Annotated in this window: 19 protein-coding genes; 6 read left to right on the top strand and 13 right to left on the bottom strand. The window is 72.9% G+C overall.

Annotated features, from left to right (window positions below; all coding sequences use genetic code 11):
• On the bottom strand, positions 1-155 hold a 155-nt coding region (locus ACFXGN_RS32010; protein ID WP_384865828.1), incomplete at its 3' end, for a biotin carboxylase N-terminal domain-containing protein.
• 373 nt (positions 156-528) lie between these two features.
• Between ACFXGN_RS32010 and ACFXGN_RS32005 the strand changes: the two genes are divergently transcribed.
• Positions 529-999, top strand: a complete 471-nt coding sequence (locus ACFXGN_RS32005; protein WP_384865826.1) for a hypothetical protein — start codon at positions 529-531, stop codon at positions 997-999.
• A 122-nt stretch (positions 1,000-1,121) separates the two neighbouring features.
• Here the strand turns inward: ACFXGN_RS32005 and ACFXGN_RS32000 are convergent, their stop codons facing one another.
• The 4 genes from ACFXGN_RS32000 to ACFXGN_RS31985 all read right to left on the bottom strand — a co-directional run bounded on the left by ACFXGN_RS32000 (position 1,122) and on the right by ACFXGN_RS31985 (position 4,040).
• Complete coding sequence (locus ACFXGN_RS32000) at positions 1,122-1,727, bottom strand: Maf family protein (RefSeq protein ID WP_384865824.1); 606 nt, start codon at positions 1,725-1,727, stop codon at positions 1,122-1,124.
• Between the two features lie 122 nt (positions 1,728-1,849).
• Complete coding sequence (gene mmpB / locus ACFXGN_RS31995; RefSeq protein WP_366439930.1) at positions 1,850-1,978, bottom strand: morphogenic membrane protein MmpB; 129 nt, start codon at positions 1,976-1,978, stop codon at positions 1,850-1,852.
• Positions 1,979-2,197: 219 nt separating this feature from the next.
• Positions 2,198-2,410, bottom strand: a complete 213-nt coding sequence (locus ACFXGN_RS31990; protein WP_384865822.1) for an acyl-CoA carboxylase epsilon subunit — start codon at positions 2,408-2,410, stop codon at positions 2,198-2,200.
• A gap of 28 nt (positions 2,411-2,438) precedes the next feature.
• Entirely contained in the window at positions 2,439-4,040 is a 1,602-nt protein-coding gene (locus tag ACFXGN_RS31985) for an acyl-CoA carboxylase subunit beta (RefSeq protein ID WP_384865820.1), read from the bottom strand.
• 134 nt (positions 4,041-4,174) lie between these two features.
• Here ACFXGN_RS31985 and ACFXGN_RS31980 point away from each other — a divergent pair, with 134 nt between their 5' ends.
• The 4 genes from ACFXGN_RS31980 to ACFXGN_RS31965 all read left to right on the top strand — a co-directional run bounded on the left by ACFXGN_RS31980 (position 4,175) and on the right by ACFXGN_RS31965 (position 8,576).
• Positions 4,175-5,026, top strand: a complete 852-nt coding sequence (locus ACFXGN_RS31980; protein ID WP_384865818.1) for a biotin--[acetyl-CoA-carboxylase] ligase — start codon at positions 4,175-4,177, stop codon at positions 5,024-5,026.
• Between the two features lie 224 nt (positions 5,027-5,250).
• Complete coding sequence (locus tag ACFXGN_RS31975) at positions 5,251-6,390, top strand: adenylate/guanylate cyclase domain-containing protein (protein ID WP_366439934.1); 1,140 nt, start codon at positions 5,251-5,253, stop codon at positions 6,388-6,390.
• 63 nt (positions 6,391-6,453) lie between these two features.
• Entirely contained in the window at positions 6,454-7,248 is a 795-nt protein-coding gene (locus tag ACFXGN_RS31970; RefSeq protein ID WP_384865816.1) for an enoyl-CoA hydratase/isomerase family protein, read from the top strand.
• A gap of 89 nt (positions 7,249-7,337) precedes the next feature.
• Complete coding sequence (locus ACFXGN_RS31965; RefSeq protein WP_384865814.1) at positions 7,338-8,576, top strand: diguanylate cyclase domain-containing protein; 1,239 nt, start codon at positions 7,338-7,340, stop codon at positions 8,574-8,576.
• A 65-nt stretch (positions 8,577-8,641) separates the two neighbouring features.
• Here ACFXGN_RS31965 and ACFXGN_RS31960 read toward each other — a convergent pair whose 3' ends face one another.
• From ACFXGN_RS31960 to ACFXGN_RS31925, 8 genes are read right to left on the bottom strand one after another with little or no spacing between them, the layout of a single operon-like run.
• Positions 8,642-9,235, bottom strand: a complete 594-nt coding sequence (locus ACFXGN_RS31960) for a histidine phosphatase family protein (RefSeq protein WP_384865812.1) — start codon at positions 9,233-9,235, stop codon at positions 8,642-8,644.
• Positions 9,228-9,989: an SDR family NAD(P)-dependent oxidoreductase gene (locus tag ACFXGN_RS31955; RefSeq protein ID WP_384865810.1), complete on the bottom strand. Its 762-nt coding sequence runs from the start codon at positions 9,987-9,989 to the stop codon at positions 9,228-9,230. Before ACFXGN_RS31955 ends, ACFXGN_RS31960 begins: the two co-directional genes overlap by 8 nt.
• Positions 9,974-11,110, bottom strand: coding sequence for a hypothetical protein (locus tag ACFXGN_RS31950; protein ID WP_384865808.1), 1,137 nt, complete (start codon positions 11,108-11,110; stop codon positions 9,974-9,976). The genes ACFXGN_RS31955 and ACFXGN_RS31950 overlap by 16 nt, the downstream gene beginning before the upstream one ends.
• The gene (locus tag ACFXGN_RS31945; RefSeq protein WP_384865806.1) at positions 11,107-12,264 is read right to left on the bottom strand and encodes a glycosyltransferase family 9 protein; all 1,158 of its coding nucleotides are present in this window, start codon (positions 12,262-12,264) and stop codon (positions 11,107-11,109) included. Before ACFXGN_RS31945 ends, ACFXGN_RS31950 begins: the two co-directional genes overlap by 4 nt.
• Positions 12,261-12,836, bottom strand: coding sequence for a phosphoribosyltransferase family protein (locus tag ACFXGN_RS31940; RefSeq protein ID WP_384865804.1), 576 nt, complete (start codon positions 12,834-12,836; stop codon positions 12,261-12,263). Before ACFXGN_RS31940 ends, ACFXGN_RS31945 begins: the two co-directional genes overlap by 4 nt.
• 47 nt (positions 12,837-12,883) lie before the next feature.
• The gene (locus ACFXGN_RS31935; protein ID WP_384865802.1) at positions 12,884-14,683 is read right to left on the bottom strand and encodes a DUF4254 domain-containing protein; all 1,800 of its coding nucleotides are present in this window, start codon (positions 14,681-14,683) and stop codon (positions 12,884-12,886) included.
• Positions 14,680-15,327: a hypothetical protein gene (locus tag ACFXGN_RS31930; protein ID WP_384865800.1), complete on the bottom strand. Its 648-nt coding sequence runs from the start codon at positions 15,325-15,327 to the stop codon at positions 14,680-14,682. Before ACFXGN_RS31930 ends, ACFXGN_RS31935 begins: the two co-directional genes overlap by 4 nt.
• A 3-nt stretch (positions 15,328-15,330) precedes the next feature.
• Positions 15,331-15,798 (bottom strand): NUDIX domain-containing protein, encoded by a 468-nt coding sequence (locus tag ACFXGN_RS31925; RefSeq protein WP_384865798.1) that lies wholly within the window; start codon positions 15,796-15,798, stop codon positions 15,331-15,333.
• A 271-nt stretch (positions 15,799-16,069) separates the two neighbouring features.
• Here ACFXGN_RS31925 and ACFXGN_RS31920 point away from each other — a divergent pair.
• A partial coding sequence (locus tag ACFXGN_RS31920; RefSeq protein WP_384865796.1) for a helix-turn-helix domain-containing protein occupies positions 16,070-16,559 on the top strand: 490 nt, incomplete at its 3' end.

Raw genomic sequence — 16,559 nt, 5'->3', positions numbered from 1 at the left:
CCGCCCAGAGCGAACGCCTCGTCGGCCGCCCGGACGTGCAGGGCGTCCCGGTCAGGCTCGGCGTACACGGCCACGCTGCCGATACCGGCGTCACGGCACGCCCGCGCCACACGGACAGCGATTTCGCCACGGTTGGCGATGAGCACCTTGCGCACGATGGCTCCCTCCTTGAAACAAGCTGAGTTTAGGGACTGCCGACACGGCCCTTCGACCCGTCCCCAGTGGTGAGCTTGCCCACACGCAGCGTGACACCGGGCCTGCTCGGGTCGTGAATTCCCTTGTCGCACCACGGTACGCAGGGTTCCTTTACGGCACAGTAGCCCCGAGGTGTGGCGCAGGTCTCTGTTCGCGGGGCCAGTGGCCGTTCGGGTTTCTTTGTCGGGTCTCTACGAATGGCTTGATGATTCTTTGCGGAACGGACCGCCGCCGCCCGCCGGGTGCGGACACTTGTCCAGGGGTTTACCGGCCAGTAGCCTGCGCGCTGTCGAACGTACTCTCGGTAACAAGTGAACGCAGGGGGTGGCCGAAGTGGCCCGCAGACCGATAGCCCTCGTGACGGCGCTGGTGCTGCTCCTCGAAGCGCCCGGCATCGTCGCGGTCAACGCCGTGATGGCCCGCTTCGTGAAGGCCCAGTCGATGTCCCTCGACGGGCTGGACCCCGAGGCGACGCACACCGGCACCTGGGCGCTCGGCATCGGCTCCGGCGCCGCCCTCGTCCTCTGCGCGCTCGTCGCGCTCCTCGCCGGGGTCCGCGACCGGCGCCCGGGGCGCCTCGGCCGGGCCCTGCTCATCGGCTGCGCGCTCGTGCACGGCGTCCTCGCCGCCGTCGCCGTCGGACTGCTCGGCTGGGGCGCGTTCGCCGTCCTCATGACCGTCCTCGGCCTGATCGTCCTCACCCTGGTGGCGTACGGCGAGGAGTCCGGGGTGCGCGGGAAGGGGCGACGGCCGGAGCGGGAGGGCCCCGGGGGCGTCCGGGACGGAGCGACGGCGGCGGCCTGACGCCCCGCGCGGCGGCCGGGTCGCACCCGGCCCGGAGCCGGGCCTGTGCCCGTGTCCCCGGCCCCGTCCCCATACGCGTACCGCCGTCCCCGTCCCCGTCCTCGGCCCCGTACCGCCGTCCGTCAGGCCCAGAGGTCAGTGATCCGTACGTCCAGCTTGGCGAGGAGCGTGCGCAGCAGCGGCAGCGACAGTCCGATCACATTGCCCGGGTCCCCGTCGATGCCGTCGATGAACGGCGCCGAACGCCCGTCCAGGGTGAACGCGCCCGCCACGTGCAGCGGTTCGCCGCTCGCCACGTACGCGGCGATCTCCTCGTCCGTCGGCTCGCCGAACCGGACCACGGTGGACGCGGTCGCCGACTCGTACCGCTTGGTCACCGTGTCCCACACGCAGTGCCCCGTCCGCAGGACGCCGACGCGCCCGCGCATCGCCTTCCAGCGGGCGACGGCCTCCTCCGCGTCGGCGGGCTTCCCGAGGGCCCGGTCGTCCAGTTCGAGGACCGAGTCGCAGCCGATGACCAGCGCGCCCGCCGCCTCCGGCCGCGCGGCCACCCGGGCGGCCTTGGCCTCCGCGAGGACGAGCGCCAGCTCGGCGGGGGTCGGGGCGTGCACCTTGTCCTCGTCCACCCCGCTGACGATGACCTCGGGGGCGAGACCGGCCTGCCGGAGCAGCCCGAGCCGGGCGGGGGAGGCGGAGGCGAGCACGACACGGCGCGGATCAGCAGTCATGGGGGAAGCCTAGTCAGTACGGCCCGACGGCCGCCCGCCGACGCCGCACCGCCTCCCGCGCGCGCCCCGCCGCCCCGGCGCGGGGCGCCGCCGGACCGTCGGTCCGGCTCCCGCCCGGTTCCTCAGCGCACGCTGGCCACGAACATCCCCACCACCATCGCGAGGGCGAGCAGCACCCCCGTGCGGCGGAGCATCGCCTGCATGTCCCGCAGGAACTTCGGCGGCTGGTTCTCGGGGTCGGACCACAACATGCCTTCGATCCTGCGGGCGGGACGGCCGGGGCGCCTGAGTACGGATACTCAGGCGCCCCGGTGCGGAAGGACTATTCGCGGAACGCGCCGCCCATGGGTACCCGGGGTCCGGGCCTCCGCAGCCCAGGCCCCGGCCCCTCGCACCCGGGCCCCTCGCACCCCGGACCCGGGCCTCCGCGCCCCGGGTGCGGTTCTCCGTCCGGGTCCGGACCGGCCCGGTCACACCGGCCAGTACGACCGTGCCCAGGCCCGTGGACCCGGCCGCTGCCGTACCGTCCGGGCGATCCGGGACGGGTCCGACCACCCCTCCGGCACCGCGGGCCCGCCGCTCCGGGCGGACGCCGCCGCCACCGCCGCGACCCGCGCCCGGACCACCGCCAGGGCGGCGGCCAGCTCCTCCGGGGTCGGGTTTCCTCGTACGACCTTGATCATGTCGGCTCCTTGAGGGTGCGGAAGCGGTCTACAGCGGGATGTTGCCGTGCTTCTTCGGGGGCAGGGACTCCCGCTTCGTACGCAGCTGACGCAGCCCCTTGACGATCTGCGGGCGGGTGTCCGACGGCAGGATCACCCCGTCGACGTAACCGCGCTCCGCCGCCGTGTACGGGTTGAGCAGGGCGTCCTCGTACTCCTGGATCAGCCGCGCCCGCACCGCCTCGGACTCCTCGGCGTCCCCCGCCTCCGCGATCGCCCTGCGGTGCAGGATGTTCACCGCGCCCTGCGCGCCCATCACCGCGATCTGCGCCGTCGGCCACGCCAGGTTCAGGTCCGCGCCCAGGTGCTTGGAGCCCATGACGTCGTACGCGCCGCCGAACGCCTTCCGGGTGATGACCGTGATCAGCGGGACCGTGGCCTCCGCGTACGCGTAGATCAGCTTCGCGCCGCGCCGGATGATCCCGCCGTACTCCTGGTCCACGCCCGGCAGGAAGCCCGGCACGTCCACGAAGGTCAGGACCGGGATGTTGAACGCGTCGCAGGTCCGCACGAACCGCGCCGCCTTCTCACTCGCGTCGATGTCCAGACAGCCCGCGAACCGCATCGGCTGGTTGGCGACCACGCCGACCGGGAAGCCCTCCACCCGGCCGAAGCCGGTCAGGATGTTCGGCGCGAACAGCGCCTGCGTCTCCAGGAACTCGCCGTCGTCGAGGACGTGTTCGATCACGGTGTGCATGTCGTACGGCTGGTTCGCCGAGTCCGGGATCAGCGTGTCCAGCTCGCGGTCCTCGTCCGTCGCCGAGTCCGGCGCGACCTCGGGGAACGCGGGCGGCTCGGACAGGTTGTTCGACGGCAGGTACGACAGCAGGGACTTGACGTACTCGATCGCGTCCTTCTCGTCGCCCGCCATGTGGTGGGCCACGCCCGAGGTCGCGTTGTGCGTCCGCGCGCCGCCCAGCTCCTCGAAGCCGACGTCCTCGCCGGTCACCGTCTTGATGACGTCCGGCCCCGTGATGAACATGTGCGAGGTCCGGTCCACCATCACCGTGAAGTCGGTGATCGCGGGCGAGTAGACCGCGCCGCCCGCGCACGGGCCCACCACCAGCGAGATCTGCGGGATCACCCCGGAGGCATGGGTGTTGCGCCGGAAGATCTCCCCGTACATGCCGAGCGCGCTCACCCCCTCCTGGATGCGGGCGCCGCCCGAGTCGTTGATCCCGATCACCGGGCAGCCCGTCTTCAGGGCGAAGTCCATCACCTTGATGATCTTCTGCCCGTACGTCTCGCCCAGTGCGCCGCCGAACACCGTGAAGTCCTGCGAGAACACCGCCACCGGACGCCCGTCCACCGTGCCGTAGCCGGTGACGACCCCGTCGCCGTACGGACGGTTGTTCTCCAGGCCGAAGCTGGTCGACCGGTGCCGGGCCAGCTCGTCCAGCTCCACGAACGAACCCTCGTCGAGCAGCAGGGCGATCCGCTCCCGCGCCGTCAGCTTGCCCTTCGCGTGCTGCTTCTCCACCGCGCGCTCCGAGCCTGCGTGGGTGGCCTCGCCGACGCGGCGCCTCAGATCCGCGATCTTGCCCGCGGTCGTGTGAATGTCGATCTCGTACTGCTCTGCCGGCTCGGACATCGGGATGCGGCTCCCTGCCTGGTCACGGGGGATTCGTTGACTACGAATGGGCTACTGCTCAGCTACTGAGCCGTAGCGTAGCGACGGCGATACCGTTCGGCACTGCGGTCTTTCCCACACCTAGTCTGGCTTGCATGACGACCCCCCAAGGCCCCGTCGGCCGCTGGTCCGACCTCGACCGCCCCCCGCTCAACGCGCCCGCCCTGCGCCGGGCCCTCGTCCAGCCCGACGGACTGTGGACCTCGCTGGACGTGGTCCCCGCCACCGGGTCGACCAACAGCGACCTGGCCGCCCGCGCCGGGGAACTGCCCGAGGGCGCCGTCCTCGTCGCCGAGGAGCAGACCTCCGGGCGCGGACGCCTCGACCGGCGCTGGACCGCCCCCGCCCGCTCCGGGCTCTTCGTCTCCGTCCTCCTCAGGCCCCGGGTCCCCGTCGAGCGCTGGGGCTGGCTCCCGCTCCTCACCGGCGTGGCGGTCGCCACCGGTCTCGCCCGGTCCGCCGGGCTCGACACCTCCCTCAAGTGGCCCAACGACCTGCTGGTCTCCGTCGACGGCGCCGAACGCAAGGCGGGCGGCATCCTCGCCGAACGCGCGGGCGCCGACGCCGTCGTCGTCGGCTTCGGCGTCAACGTCTCCCTCCGCGCCGACGAACTGCCCGTCCCCACGGCCGGTTCCCTCCTCCTCGCCGGAGCCGTCTCCACCGACCGCGACACCCTCCTGCGGGCCGTCCTGCGCTCCCTCGACGACTGGTACGGGACGTGGGAGCGGGCCGACGGCGACCCCGGGGCCTCCGGGCTCCAGGCCGCCTACGCGGCGGGCTGCGCGACCCTCGGCCGCCGGGTCAGGGCCGAGCTGCCCGGCGAGCGGACCCTGGAGGGCGAGGCCGTCGCCCTGGACGGCGACGGACGCCTCGTGGTGGCCACCGAGGGCGGCGGCACCGAGGCCGTGGGCGCCGGGGACATCGTCCATCTGCGCACCCCCGCGTAGGCCGTCCCTCCAGGCTGCCATCGGTCGGACCGGGGGGATGCCGGGAGGGACGACCGGGCGGCGCCGGGGGTACGTGCACGGGCCACGGAAGGACCGGACCCCCGGCGCGGGACGGTACGGCTCGCCGTTCGGGCGTGAGCCATTCCACACCTGTCGTATCGTGGACGCGATCCAGGCGACAGATCGGCAGGACAAGTGGGCAGGGAACGGGCAGGAGGCGGCCGGTGACCGTCGACGACGCGAACGCGGGCGGCGGGGCACAGCCACCCACGTACCCGACCCCCCACCACGAGGTCGACCACACGGCCGAACCGACCGACGACCCCCTCGCCATCCGCCTCGAACAGCTCATCCTCGGCGCGGACCGCCGCTACACCCCCTTCCAGGCCGCCCGCACCGCCGGTGTCTCCATGGAGCTGGCCTCCCGCTTCTGGCGCGCCATGGGCTTCGCCGACATCGGTCAGGCCAAGGCCCTGACCGAGGCCGACGTCCTCGCCCTGCGGCGGCTCGCCGGTCTCGTCGAGGCCGGACTGCTCAGTGAGCCGATGGCCGTCCAGGTCGCCCGCTCCACCGGGCAGACCACCGCCCGGCTCGCCGAGTGGCAGATCGACTCCTTCCTCGAAGGGCTCACCGAACCGCCCGAGCCCGGCATGACCCGCACCGAGGTCACGTATCCGCTGGTCGAGCTGCTCCTGCCCGAGCTGGAGGAGTTCCTCATCTACGTCTGGCGGCGCCAGCTCGCCGCCGCCACCGGCCGGGTCGTACAGGCCGCCGACGACGAGGAGATGGTCGACCGGCGGCTCGCGGTCGGCTTCGCGGACCTCGTCGGCTTCACCCGGCTCACCCGCCGCCTGGAGGAGGAGGAGCTGGGCGAGCTGGTCGAGGCCTTCGAGACCACCTGCGCCGACCTGGTCGCCGCGCACGGCGGACGGCTCATCAAGACCCTCGGCGACGAGGTGCTCTTCTGCGCCGACGACGCCGGGACCGCCGCCGAGATCGCGCTGCGGCTGATCGAGACGCTCGGCCACGACGAGACGATGCCCGCGCTCCGCGTCGGCATCGCCTTCGGCACCGTGACGACCCGGATGGGCGACGTCTTCGGCACCACCGTGAACCTGGCCAGCCGCCTCACCTCGATAGCGCCCAAGGACGCCGTCCTGGTGGACGGCGCGCTCGCGGAGGAGCTGTCCAGGACCGGGGAGGCGCCCGTCTCGGAGACCGCCGCCGCCGAGGACGCCGTACGGGCCGGGAAGGAGGGCCGCAGGGCCGCCACGTACCGCTTCGCGCTCCAGCCGATGTGGCAGCGCCCGGTGCGCGGCCTCGGGGTCGTCGAACCCTGGCTCCTGACCCGCCGCCCGACCTAGGATCTTCCCGAACCCCCGTTAACAGCCGTTAACGGGCGGTCCCGGTCGGGAGGGTGTGCGGTCATGTCCGAGCAGCGCTTCGGTGAGTTCGTGGTGGTCAGGAAGGACGGGGACGGGCACGTCGCCGAACTGGTCCTGGACCGCCCCAAGGCGATGAACGCGGTCTCCTCCGAGATGGCCCGCTCCCTCGGGGCGGCCTGCGCGGCGCTCGCCGCCGACGGCTCGGTCCGCGTCACCGTGCTGACCTCGTCGAACGACCGGGCCTTCTGTGTCGGCGCCGACCTCAAGGAGCGCAACTCCCTCACCGACGCCGAGCTGGTCCGCCAGCGGCCCACGGCCCGCGCCGCCTACACCGGCGTCCTGGAGCTGCCCATGCCGACGGTGGCCGCCGTGCACGGCTTCGCCCTCGGCGGCGGCTTCGAGCTGGCGCTCGCCTGCGATGTGATCGTGGCCGACGCGACCGCCGTGGTCGGCCTCCCCGAGGTCTCCGTCGGCGTCGTCCCCGGCGGCGGCGGTACGCAGCTGCTGCCGCGCCGGGTGGGTGCGGCGCGGGCCGCCGAGCTGGTGTTCACGGCCCGCCGGGTGGCGGCGGAGGAGGCCCACGGGCTGGGGCTCGTGGACCTGCTCGCGCGGGACGCGCGGACCGGCGCCCTGGAACTGGCCGGGCGGATCGCGGTCAACTCGCCGGTCGGGCTGCGCAACGCGAAGAAGGCGATGCGGCTCGGGCAGGGCCTGGACCTGCGGGCGGGGCTCGAGGTCGAGGACGCGGCCTGGCGCGCGACGGCCTTCTCGGGCGACCGCGCCGAGGGCGTGGCGGCCTTCAACGAGAAGCGGAAGCCGAACTGGCCGGGCGCATGACCCTCACTGTCCGTGTCATTTCGCATCGAACATCACTTACGGTGACGTCTCGGTAGGGAAAACGGATCAAACCTCCCTAAGCTGGAGGAATGGGTGAGGATGGACGGCTGCGGGCCGTGGTGGCGCTGGCGCAGGGGATGGCGGCGGCACGCACCCCGCGCGAGATCTGGCGGGCGGCGGCGCTCGGCTCCTGCGAGGGACTCGACGGCAGCTTCGCCGCCCTGTCCGTCTGGGAGCGGGACCACGGGCGCCTCAGGGTCCTGGTGAACGCCGGGGAGCGGGCCGAGGGGGAGGAGGAGTTCCCCGAGTCGGAGACGTATCCGGTGCACCGGTTTCCCGAGATCACCGAGTTCCTGCACGAGCGGTGGGCGGGCGGCGGCGAGCCGGACGCCTGGGTGGAGACGGCCGACGGGCCGGTGGCGACGGGCCGGGCGGCCGGTCTGCGGCGCCGGGGCCGGGGCTGCTGCGTGGTCGCCCCGATCGTGCTGCACGGGCGTGCCTGGGGCGAGCTGTACGTGGCCCGGCCGCCACAGGAGAAACCTTTCACCCGGGCGGACGCGGATTTCGCCACCGTGCTCGCGGCGGTCGTCGCCGCCGGGATCTCGCAGGCCGAGCGGCTGGAGGAGGTCCGCAAGCTGGCCTTCACCGACCCGCTGACCGGGCTCGCCAACCGGCGGGCCGTCGACACCCGCCTCGACGAGGCCGTCGAGCGCTGCCGGGCGGACGGCTCCGTCGTCAGCCTGATGGTCTGCGACCTCAACGGTCTGAAGCGGGTCAACGACACCCATGGCCACGCCGTCGGCGACCGGCTCCTGGAACGCTTCGGCTCGGTCCTCTCCCGCTGCGGGGCGATGCTCCCCGGCGCCCTCGCGGCCCGGCTCGGGGGCGACGAGTTCTGTCTCCTGACGGTCGGCCCGACGGCGGACGAGGTCGTCGCGGTCGCGGAGGAACTGTGCGTACGGGCGGCGGAACTGGAACTCGGCGAGGGCGTGGCCTGCGGGGTCGCCTCCACCGGCGACCCCATCGGCCCCCTCAGGTCCGCCCGCCGCCTCTTCCGCCTCGCGGACGCGGCCCAGTACCAGGCGAAGGCGGCCCGCTCGGCGAAACCGGTCGTGGCGGGCCGCGACGGCACGGTGGTCCGCCTCGCGGACGCCCCTCCGGGCACCCGCGACCGCCGCCGCTTCAGGGACGCGGTGCCGGTGGCGGTGGCGGTGCCTCCGTCGTCCCCATCGGCACAGTCGGACCCACCGGCACCGCCACTGCCGGAAGCGCCCTCCGGGCGGCGGGTGCAGGATCCGCCTTCCGGAGAGTTGCCGCCTGAGCAGTGACCGGCAGGGGCCGTGTGACTTCTGCCGCGGAGCGAGCGACAGGCGTGGGTCCGCCGTGGAAGGGGTCAGCGGACGGGGCCGCGATGAGGCGGTGATGCTGACAGGGCGTCGCTGAAGTGTCGGCGTTCGGCGAACCGCCAGGGGCTCCTGGCGGCGGTGGCGAAGGCGCCGGGGCCTTCTGGGAGATGGGTGAGGACGCCGAGGAGGAGGGTGTGCGAGACGGCCAGGAGGGGGCCGTGGCGCCCGGCGGTGTGGTGGAGGAAGGCGGCGCAGTGGCGGGCGCGGGTGTGGAGGTCGGTGAGGCTTTCGCCGTCTTCGCAGCGTAGGGAGGGGTCGGCGAGGCGGCGGGCTCGCCAGGCGCGGTAGGCAGGTGGGTAGGTCTCGGCGGTGCGGCCGAGGACGATGCTGGGCGCGCGCCATTCGGCGAGGAGGCCGGAGGTCGCGACGATCGGCAGGCCCGTGAGGTGGGAGACGAGGGTGGCGGTCCGGCGGGCGCGGGGGATCGGGCTGGTGACGATCGCGGTGATGCCCTCGGGGAGGGGCAGGGAGTGGCGTACCTGGTCGCGGCCCTCCTGCGTGAGGACGGCCTCGTGCGGGGCGTGGTGGCCGGGGCGGTGGCCCTCGTAGGCGCCGTGGCGCATGAGCCAGATGTCAGCCAAGGACCCAGCCTCCGTCGACGCGCAGGGTCTGTCCGGTGATGAAGTCGGCGTCGTCGGTGGCGAGGAAGGCGACGGTCGCGGCGACGTCCTCCGGGCGGCCCCGGCGCTGGACGCACTGGCGGGCGAGCTGGCGGATGTTCATGGCCTCCGGGTCGTCGACGACGGCGTCCTCGGCGGGGACGCGGATGGAGCCGGGGGCGACGCAGTTGGCGGTGATGCCGGCGGGGCCGAGTTCGCGGGCGAGGGCGCGGGTGAGCCCTTCGAGGCCGGACTTGGCGCTGATGTAGCCGACGAGGTCGTGGCGGCCCGCGGTGGCGAGGACCGAGCCGATGGTGATGATCCGGCCCCGGCCGACGGCCGTCATGGCGGGGGTCAGCTCATGGGCGAGGAGGTAGTGGCTGGTCAGATTGGTGGCCAGCGCGTCGCCCCAGTGGATCGGCGTCGTTTCCGTCCACGGTCGGCGGGGGTAGGTACCCGCGTTGCTGACCAGGATGTCGATCGGGCCGAGCCGGTCGTGGGCCTGCTGGCAGAGATCGTGGAGAGCCTCGGCGTCGCGGAGGTCGGCAGCCAGGGGGACGGCAGTGCCGCCGTTCTGGACGATGCGGGCGGTGAGCTCCGCTGCGGCCTGGTCGTCGTCGAGGTGGGCGAGGGCGACGGCGGCGCCTTCGGCGGCGAGGCGGCGGGCGATGGCCGAGCCGAGGCCGCCGGTGGCTCCCGTGACCAGGGTGGTGCGGCCGTTCAGGGGGCCGGGCATGGCGACTCCAGCGGGCAGAAGTAGGTGGTGGGGTCGAAGTCGGGGCTCATGGCCTCGGCGAGCCGGGCGAGGAGGACGAGACGGTCCTCGGGGGCCAGGTCGGCCAGGTCGTAGACGCCGAGGATGCGCATGGCCAGGTACGGGCGGAGCAGGTTCGCCAGGTCCTCGCCGGGCCAGAGGCGGTCGGCGACCGGCTGTACGAGCTGGTTCCAGTACGCGGTCACGGCGGTTCGCCGGGGAGCCGAGAGGCGCGGGGCGTAGTCGATGTGGAGGGTGCTGGTGGTGTGGTCGACGTCCGCTCGCCGGAGTTCGGGGGTGTTGGCCGGGACGTGGGCGAAGGTGGCGGGGTGGTCGGCGAAGGCGGTCGGGTTGTACGTGGGGACGAGCCAGCCGCCGAGGGCGGAGGCGTACCAGAGGAAGTTGGCGAACTCGCCGGGGATGCTGTTCATCCCGGCGGTGTCGTAGTCGAACCAGGCGAGCGGGTGGGCGAGGTTGACGTCGGTGGGGTCGCCCTGGGTGAGGGCCGCCCAGACCGGCTCGGCCGTGGCGAAGTGGGCGCGGAGCCAGCGGAGGACGGCGGCCCAGTCCAGTTGGTGCCGACGGCCGTTGATGGTCAGGGTGTACGTGTCGAGGCGGGAGACCGGGACGTCGATGAGCCCGTCGGCGACCAGGAAGTCCTTTCCGGCGTAGTACGTGTCGAGTCGGCCGCCCGGTGCCGCGCGGTCCCAGTACAGCTTGCGGACGACGTGTGCCGGATCGGCTGGCCATGCCGTTGCGAGGATGACCTTGCGGTACGCGGTTACGAGTTGGTCCATGTAGGTGTGGAGTTCGCCGCTTGACTCGTCCGCGTTGAGGAGGTCGAGCAGGAGGCCCTGGTCGGTGCCGCCGGGGAGGCGTTCGTACGCGAGGAGGTGGCCGCCCGGCACGCGCAGGTGGGCGTGGAGGGCAGGTACGCGGTAGTGCCGGGCCAGGCGGGCGTGGCCGCGGATCTCCTCGCGGGCCTCGGCCGGGTCGCGGGTGTACTTCAGGAGCAGCGGACGGCCGAGGAGGTCGACGGGGCAGAGCAGGTTGCGGGTGAAGCGCCGTACCGGACCCAGTCGAAGGAGAGGCTGCAAGGTCATGGCCTCACCCCGTTGAGCAGTTCGAGGCAGACCTGGGCCAGTGCGGTGGACGGGAAGGCGTCCATGTGGATGTTCGTGTCCGGGGCGATGGCGTCGCGGACGGGGCAGAGGTCTCCCTGGTGCATGTGGTCGGACAGGTCGGTGGCGACGGCGTGGTGGTGTGGCAGGCCGGTGCGCCACTTGCTGTGGCTGTGGCGCGCGTACAAGCCGATGACGGGTGAGGAGCTGCCGTCCCGGCCTTGGGCCATCGCGGCGAGGTGGGTCAGGCCGGTGTCGTTGCCGACGACCAGGTGGCAGTGCGGGAAGAGGTCGGCGAGGTGGTCGGCCGGCATCCCGTCGAGGCGGAGCACCTGCACATGACGCCTGGGAGCCTCCGCGGTGATGCGCAGGCCGTCGCCCGGGTTGCCGCCGATGAGCAGCAGCCGGGCCTGGGCCTGGTGGGCCTCGGCGATGTGCTCGGCCAGGGTGATGTAGCGCTGGGCGGTGTAGTCCTTGCGCTCCGGCCAACTGGTGGCGGTGATGGCGGCGATGCTCAGACCGCCGAGCCAGCCCGCCGAGCGCAGTTCCTCCACGAGGTCGTTCGGCCCGGTCGTGAAGGGGGGAGCGAAGGGGGCCGTGCCGGGCAGGCGGATGCCGAGACGGCGCTCCAGGGCCAGGTAGTGGCGGGCGAGGAGGTCCGGGTGGGCGCGGCCGTCGCTCGACCAGCAGGGCGGGGCGGCCGGGTCGAGCACCAGGCTCACCGCCGCCCCCGAGCCGTGTGCCTCGATGCCCGTGCGGTCTCCGATCACGGCCCGCCGGCCGCTGGGAGTGGTGTCCTGGGGCTGCGTGATCAGCCCGGTGCGGGCGATCAGTGCCTCGTACGGACCCACCGCGCGGACGGTCACGCGAACCGACCGGAGTCGTAGCCGGTCGAGGACCGCGCGGACCCCCGAGAGTGCGAGGAGGGTGTCGCCGAGCTTCCCCTCGAAGGCCACCACGATCTCGCCGCACCCGCTCAGGCGGTGGACCAGCTCGGCGGAAGGGGCCAGCGGGAGCGGCGCGCCGATGGGAACGCTGTCCCGGTCGTACCCGAGCGGGGTGGTGTGGATCGCCCCGGCGGGGACGGCCAGGGAACCGTGGTGGAACCGGATCCCCGCCGGGGCGACCGCTGTCACGCCGCGCCCTCGATCGTGGTGAGCGAGACCAGGGGCAGACCGAGGCCGGTGAGCAGGTCGCGGGCTCCGCGGGCGGTGTCCTCCACCAGGCAGGCTGCCGCCAGCGGGACGGCACCGGCCTCGCGGAGGCGGCGGGTGAGGTCGGCCAGGGTCCGGCCGGTGGTGATCTCGTCGTCCACGATGACGATGCGCTGGCCGGGGGCGATGCCGTACGCGAAGACATCGGTGCGCATCGCGTGGGGCTCGCTGAAGCGGACCGCTCCGTCGAGGGGGAGGTGCAGTTTCCAGGCGATCTTGTACGGGAGGTGGGCGGCTCCGGCGAGGGAGACGGTCGGCAGGATGCCGCCCGCGTCCAGGCCGAGGAGGAAGTCCATGGAGCCGAGTCCGTCCGGCACCTGCTCCTGGAGCAGACGCCACAGGTCGGCCCCGGTGTGGGCGAGGGTGTCGGGGTGGACCGGGTCCTCCAGGCCGTCGAGGGAGTGGATGACACGCTCGCGGCGGCTCGTGGCCCCGACGCTGAGGCGCTCGACGATCCGGGCGGAGAAGGACGGTACGGCGATGGTTTCGGGCATGGCAGAGCTCCTGTCGGAGGGAGAAGAGGGAAGGAAGGTGAGGCTGTTCAGACGGCGAGCTGGGCGGCGTACCAGGCGAGGAGCTGGTCGACAGCCGTGGTGACGGGCTTGAGCACGAGCTCGGTGCCGTCATTGCGCCAGGCGCCGGCGATCTCGGTCAGAGAGGGCACGGAGAGGGCAGTCAGGCCCGGCAGGCGGGAGGCCGCGCTGAGGATCCGGTCGGGTCCGGACTCCCCCTGGTCGTGCTCGCGGAGGAGGAGGCGGCAGGCCAGCACGAGGTGCTTGTAGAGCTGCCGCAGGGTGGCCGGTCCCGCGTCGGCGCGCAGACGGCGCATGGTCAGGATGACCTGGGGGAGTTCGTGGACGGCGGCGAGCGCGAGCTCGTCTCGGCTGATCGTCGGCAGTCCGAGGTCGGGTGTGGCGTGCAGGACGGGGCTGCCCTGCTGGAGCTGGTGGAGGGCGAACGCCAGGCGCGGGGTGAGGCGCCGGGCGGTCAGCTCGCCGGGGGTGACGAAGGTGGGGCCGAGGGAGGCCGCGCCGTTCAGGGCCGTCCGGTACTGCTCCAGAGCCTCGTGGACCCGGCCGATGGCCTCATGCTCTGCGATCACGAGGAGGTCCAGGTCGGACCAGTCGGCGATCCAGCTACCTTCGCCGGGGCTGCCGGTCAGGGCGATGAGCTGGACGCCGGGGCCGTATGCCCGTACCGAATCCGTGAAGTCGGCCGTCGCCGAGGCGATGGCGGCCGGAAGCCCCAGCCCGTACGGGGTGGCCACGCGCAGCGCCGTGGCGGCGGGCGGGGCGGCGATGCGCCGGAGACGGGCGCGGAGGGCGGCGATGCTGCCGGTGTTGTCGATGACGTGGTCGGCGAGCGCGGCGACCTGGTGGGCGCCACGGCTCATCTTGATCTCGTCCTTCGCGGCGACGGCCTGGGCCGGAGTGCCGGATCGCTCGACGCGTACGGCGAAGGAGGCGTCCAGATAGACGATCTGGAGCGTGTCGCCCATGAGCTGCTTGAGCTCGGCGATCGAGGCGTCGTCGTGGACGGACTCGATGGTGAACAGCCGTGCGTCGACGTGGGCGTCCGCGAAGCGGTTCAGCTCGCCGAGCAGCAGCTCGGCCTGCCGACGGGCCGACAGCGCGTACGGGTCCGCGAGGCCCTCCCGGTGCGCCGCCTGCCGCAGCAGGAAGCCGATCTTGAGGCGCTGGGCACCGCACGTGCGCTGGACGAACTCGGCGCTGGTGCTCTTGCCGCACTCGCTCAGCCCACCGAAGGCGAGGACGCGGCCCAGGTGCCGACTCGGCTTGACCTCCGCGGGGGCGGCGTCGTCCCGGCCGTACAGCTTGAAGCGGGCCGGTGCGGGAAGCCGTCGGCGACCGGCGACGACGTCGGAGACCAGCGCGTCGAAGGCGGCGCACAGCTCCTCCCGCTGGCCGTGGAGGGCGGGGACGCGCCGTCGGGCCAGCTCGTCCCGGGCCGCCGCCCGCTCGCTGTGCCAGATCCGCAGGGTCAGCACCGACAGACGGTCGACGACGGAGGCGAGCGTCTCGGTGTGCAGCGGCGCGTCGGCGCGGCCCGCGTCCGCCAGCGCGCCGAGGACCTCGTCGGCCCGCTCGGCGAGCGCGTTGCGTTCGGCGTTGAGCTGGTCGATCTCGCGCTTGCAGTCGGCGACCCGGGCAGCGGAGAGCAAGGCGCCGCGCACCCGGTCCTCGGTGTCCCATAAACGTCCGTTGACGGTGTGGAGTCGGGTGACGGCATCGTCCAGGCGGTGCCGGTCCTTGTCCTGAAGCGCGGCGACGGCGCGGGACAGGCCGGGCGGTAGAACCAGGGGCGGGGAGTTCTGGGTCATCGGGGACTTCCGTCGGTGAGTCGGCTGAGGTCGAGGTGAGCGATCACGTCGGCGTGGACGTCGTCCAGGGAGCGGTCCTCGCAGTCGACGACCACGGTGTACGCGCCGTGATCGGCCTGGTGGAGCAGGACCGCGTGCAGCGTCTTCTGGTAGTCCGGGTAGATCCCGGTCCACGGGCGGCCCTCGCGGGCGCTGGTGAGGGCGTAGCTGCGCCCGGCGTCGAGGGACGGGAGCAGGAGGATCGAGGCCTCCGGTGCGGCGGCTCGCGAACCGGCGATGCCCGTCACGGTCCTGAACGCCTCACCGACCGTAAGGCCGTCCTTGACCACGCAGGTCGCGGTGGCCACGGCGAGGAGCATGGGCAGGCCCCGGTCCAGCAGCCCCGTACGCCCGGCCTCGCGGGCCGTGGCCCGCTTGGCGTGACCGGCCAGCAGCATCTCGGTCAGCTCGACGGTCGTGGACGTCTCGAACCACCACCGGGCGTAGTCGCCGACCGCCGCCCGCGCCCACGGCCCGGGGTCGTGCTCGTGGACCGCTCCCAGCGGCTGGAAGCCGCCCCAGCGCTCGGCCAGCCGCACCAGGTGGGTCGTCTTGCCGACGTTGTCAGGGCCGTTGAGGCTGACGAAGTCCGGGACCCGCGCCATCGCTCACGCCTCGCGGACCGGGGTGTCGAGGACGGAGACGATCGCGTCCGTGTTCGCGGCGATGAAGTCGGCGAGCTCCGGCGGCATCAGGTTCAGCTCGCGGACGGCCTCGGCGGTGAACGGCACCCGGACCACCTCGTACCCGCCCCGCTCCGGCTTCGCGAACTCCGTACCCGTACGCGCGGCCAGGTCCATCGACTCCAGGCGCGCGGCGAAGATGTGCTGGACGCCGATGCCGCCCTCCAGCTCGTCGGTGATCAGGTGGACGAGCTCGGCGCGCTCCAGCTTGCCGCCCAGCTCCTCGAACACCTCTCGGTGCAGGGCCGCCTCGATGGTCGCGTCGTCCTCCTCGACCCCGCCGCCGACGGACACCCAGTACGGCTCCCTGCCCGGCTTGGTGCGCTTGATGAGGACGAGCTCGTCGCTGTCGAGGAGGATGACGCGGGCGTTGCGCTTGACGATGTCGGGCATGTCGTTTGCTCCTTCTGACGGGGTACTGGAGAGAACGGGCGGAGGGGCGCCGTGTGGCGCTCGGCAGTTCCTGCCCCGGGGATTCAGCATGGCGGAGGCCGGTGGGGGAACGTGAGGCAGAAGCGCTGCAGCAACGCCGCACCACTGCTGAACATGTCTGTCTACGCTGGGTGTTTCGGCGTTTCACCGGACGACGGACAGGAGGTACGAGGTGGTCACGGTGCAGCGATGGTCCGGACGGGAAGCTCGACTGTTACGCGACGCCCTACGCATGAGCCTGCGGGATTTCGCCGCCTACCTCGGGGTCAGCGACCGGACCGTTTCGAACTGGGAAGGCGGAGGTCCGAGTTACCAGCCGCGCACCGAGTCCCAGGCCGTCCTGGACACGGCACTCGCTCGGGCGTCGGTCGACGCGAAGGCGCGGTTCGCGGTGGCGTTGGGGGCGAGCCGTGCCGCTCCACCCGTGCTGGGCCGGATCGGAGTCGACTCCCACAAGTTCCTGCCGCTCTTCATCGGCGTCGAGCGTGCCCGACTGCTCCGCTCACACATGACACCGAGTGGGGATGGCCGATGGCTGGATTCTTCCTCGGCCCGGGTGGATCACCCCGAAGCGGAGAAGTGCGTCCTCCATGTCTTCGCCTGCGGAGCAGCCGTCTTCCATCTCGTCCAGCCGCACGAGCCCGCCACGCTCACCGACCTCGCCGTCTGGCGCTACCGCTCGTACGCCTCCGACCTGCCCTGGGCACGGAACAAGCTCCGCG

Origin of the sequence: Streptomyces sp. NPDC059247, assembly GCF_042754005.1 — a bacterium.
In the GTDB taxonomy this organism is placed as follows: Bacteria; Actinomycetota; Actinomycetes; order Streptomycetales; family Streptomycetaceae; genus Streptomyces.
The sequence above is the reverse complement of the archived record's forward strand: the minus strand, read 5'-3'. Positions and strand labels throughout refer to the sequence as shown.

Coding starts and splice junctions, on each gene's coding strand:
- ACFXGN_RS31980 (WP_384865818.1), top strand. CDS start 4,175: ATGACGACCCCCCAAGGCCCCGTCGGCCGCTGGTCCGACCTCGACCGC.
- ACFXGN_RS31950 (WP_384865808.1), bottom strand. CDS start 11,110: ATGACCTTGCAGCCTCTCCTTCGACTGGGTCCGGTACGGCGCTTCACC.
- ACFXGN_RS31965 (WP_384865814.1), top strand. CDS start 7,338: ATGGGTGAGGATGGACGGCTGCGGGCCGTGGTGGCGCTGGCGCAGGGG.
- ACFXGN_RS31990 (WP_384865822.1), bottom strand. CDS start 2,410: ATGATCAAGGTCGTACGAGGAAACCCGACCCCGGAGGAGCTGGCCGCC.
- ACFXGN_RS31940 (WP_384865804.1), bottom strand. CDS start 12,836: ATGCCCGAAACCATCGCCGTACCGTCCTTCTCCGCCCGGATCGTCGAG.
- ACFXGN_RS31935 (WP_384865802.1), bottom strand. CDS start 14,683: ATGACCCAGAACTCCCCGCCCCTGGTTCTACCGCCCGGCCTGTCCCGC.
- ACFXGN_RS31955 (WP_384865810.1), bottom strand. CDS start 9,989: ATGCCCGGCCCCCTGAACGGCCGCACCACCCTGGTCACGGGAGCCACC.
- ACFXGN_RS31930 (WP_384865800.1), bottom strand. CDS start 15,327: ATGGCGCGGGTCCCGGACTTCGTCAGCCTCAACGGCCCTGACAACGTC.
- mmpB (WP_366439930.1), bottom strand. CDS start 1,978: ATGTTGTGGTCCGACCCCGAGAACCAGCCGCCGAAGTTCCTGCGGGAC.
- ACFXGN_RS32000 (WP_384865824.1), bottom strand. CDS start 1,727: ATGACTGCTGATCCGCGCCGTGTCGTGCTCGCCTCCGCCTCCCCCGCC.
- ACFXGN_RS31970 (WP_384865816.1), top strand. CDS start 6,454: ATGTCCGAGCAGCGCTTCGGTGAGTTCGTGGTGGTCAGGAAGGACGGG.
- ACFXGN_RS31985 (WP_384865820.1), bottom strand. CDS start 4,040: ATGTCCGAGCCGGCAGAGCAGTACGAGATCGACATTCACACGACCGCG.
- ACFXGN_RS31925 (WP_384865798.1), bottom strand. CDS start 15,798: ATGCCCGACATCGTCAAGCGCAACGCCCGCGTCATCCTCCTCGACAGC.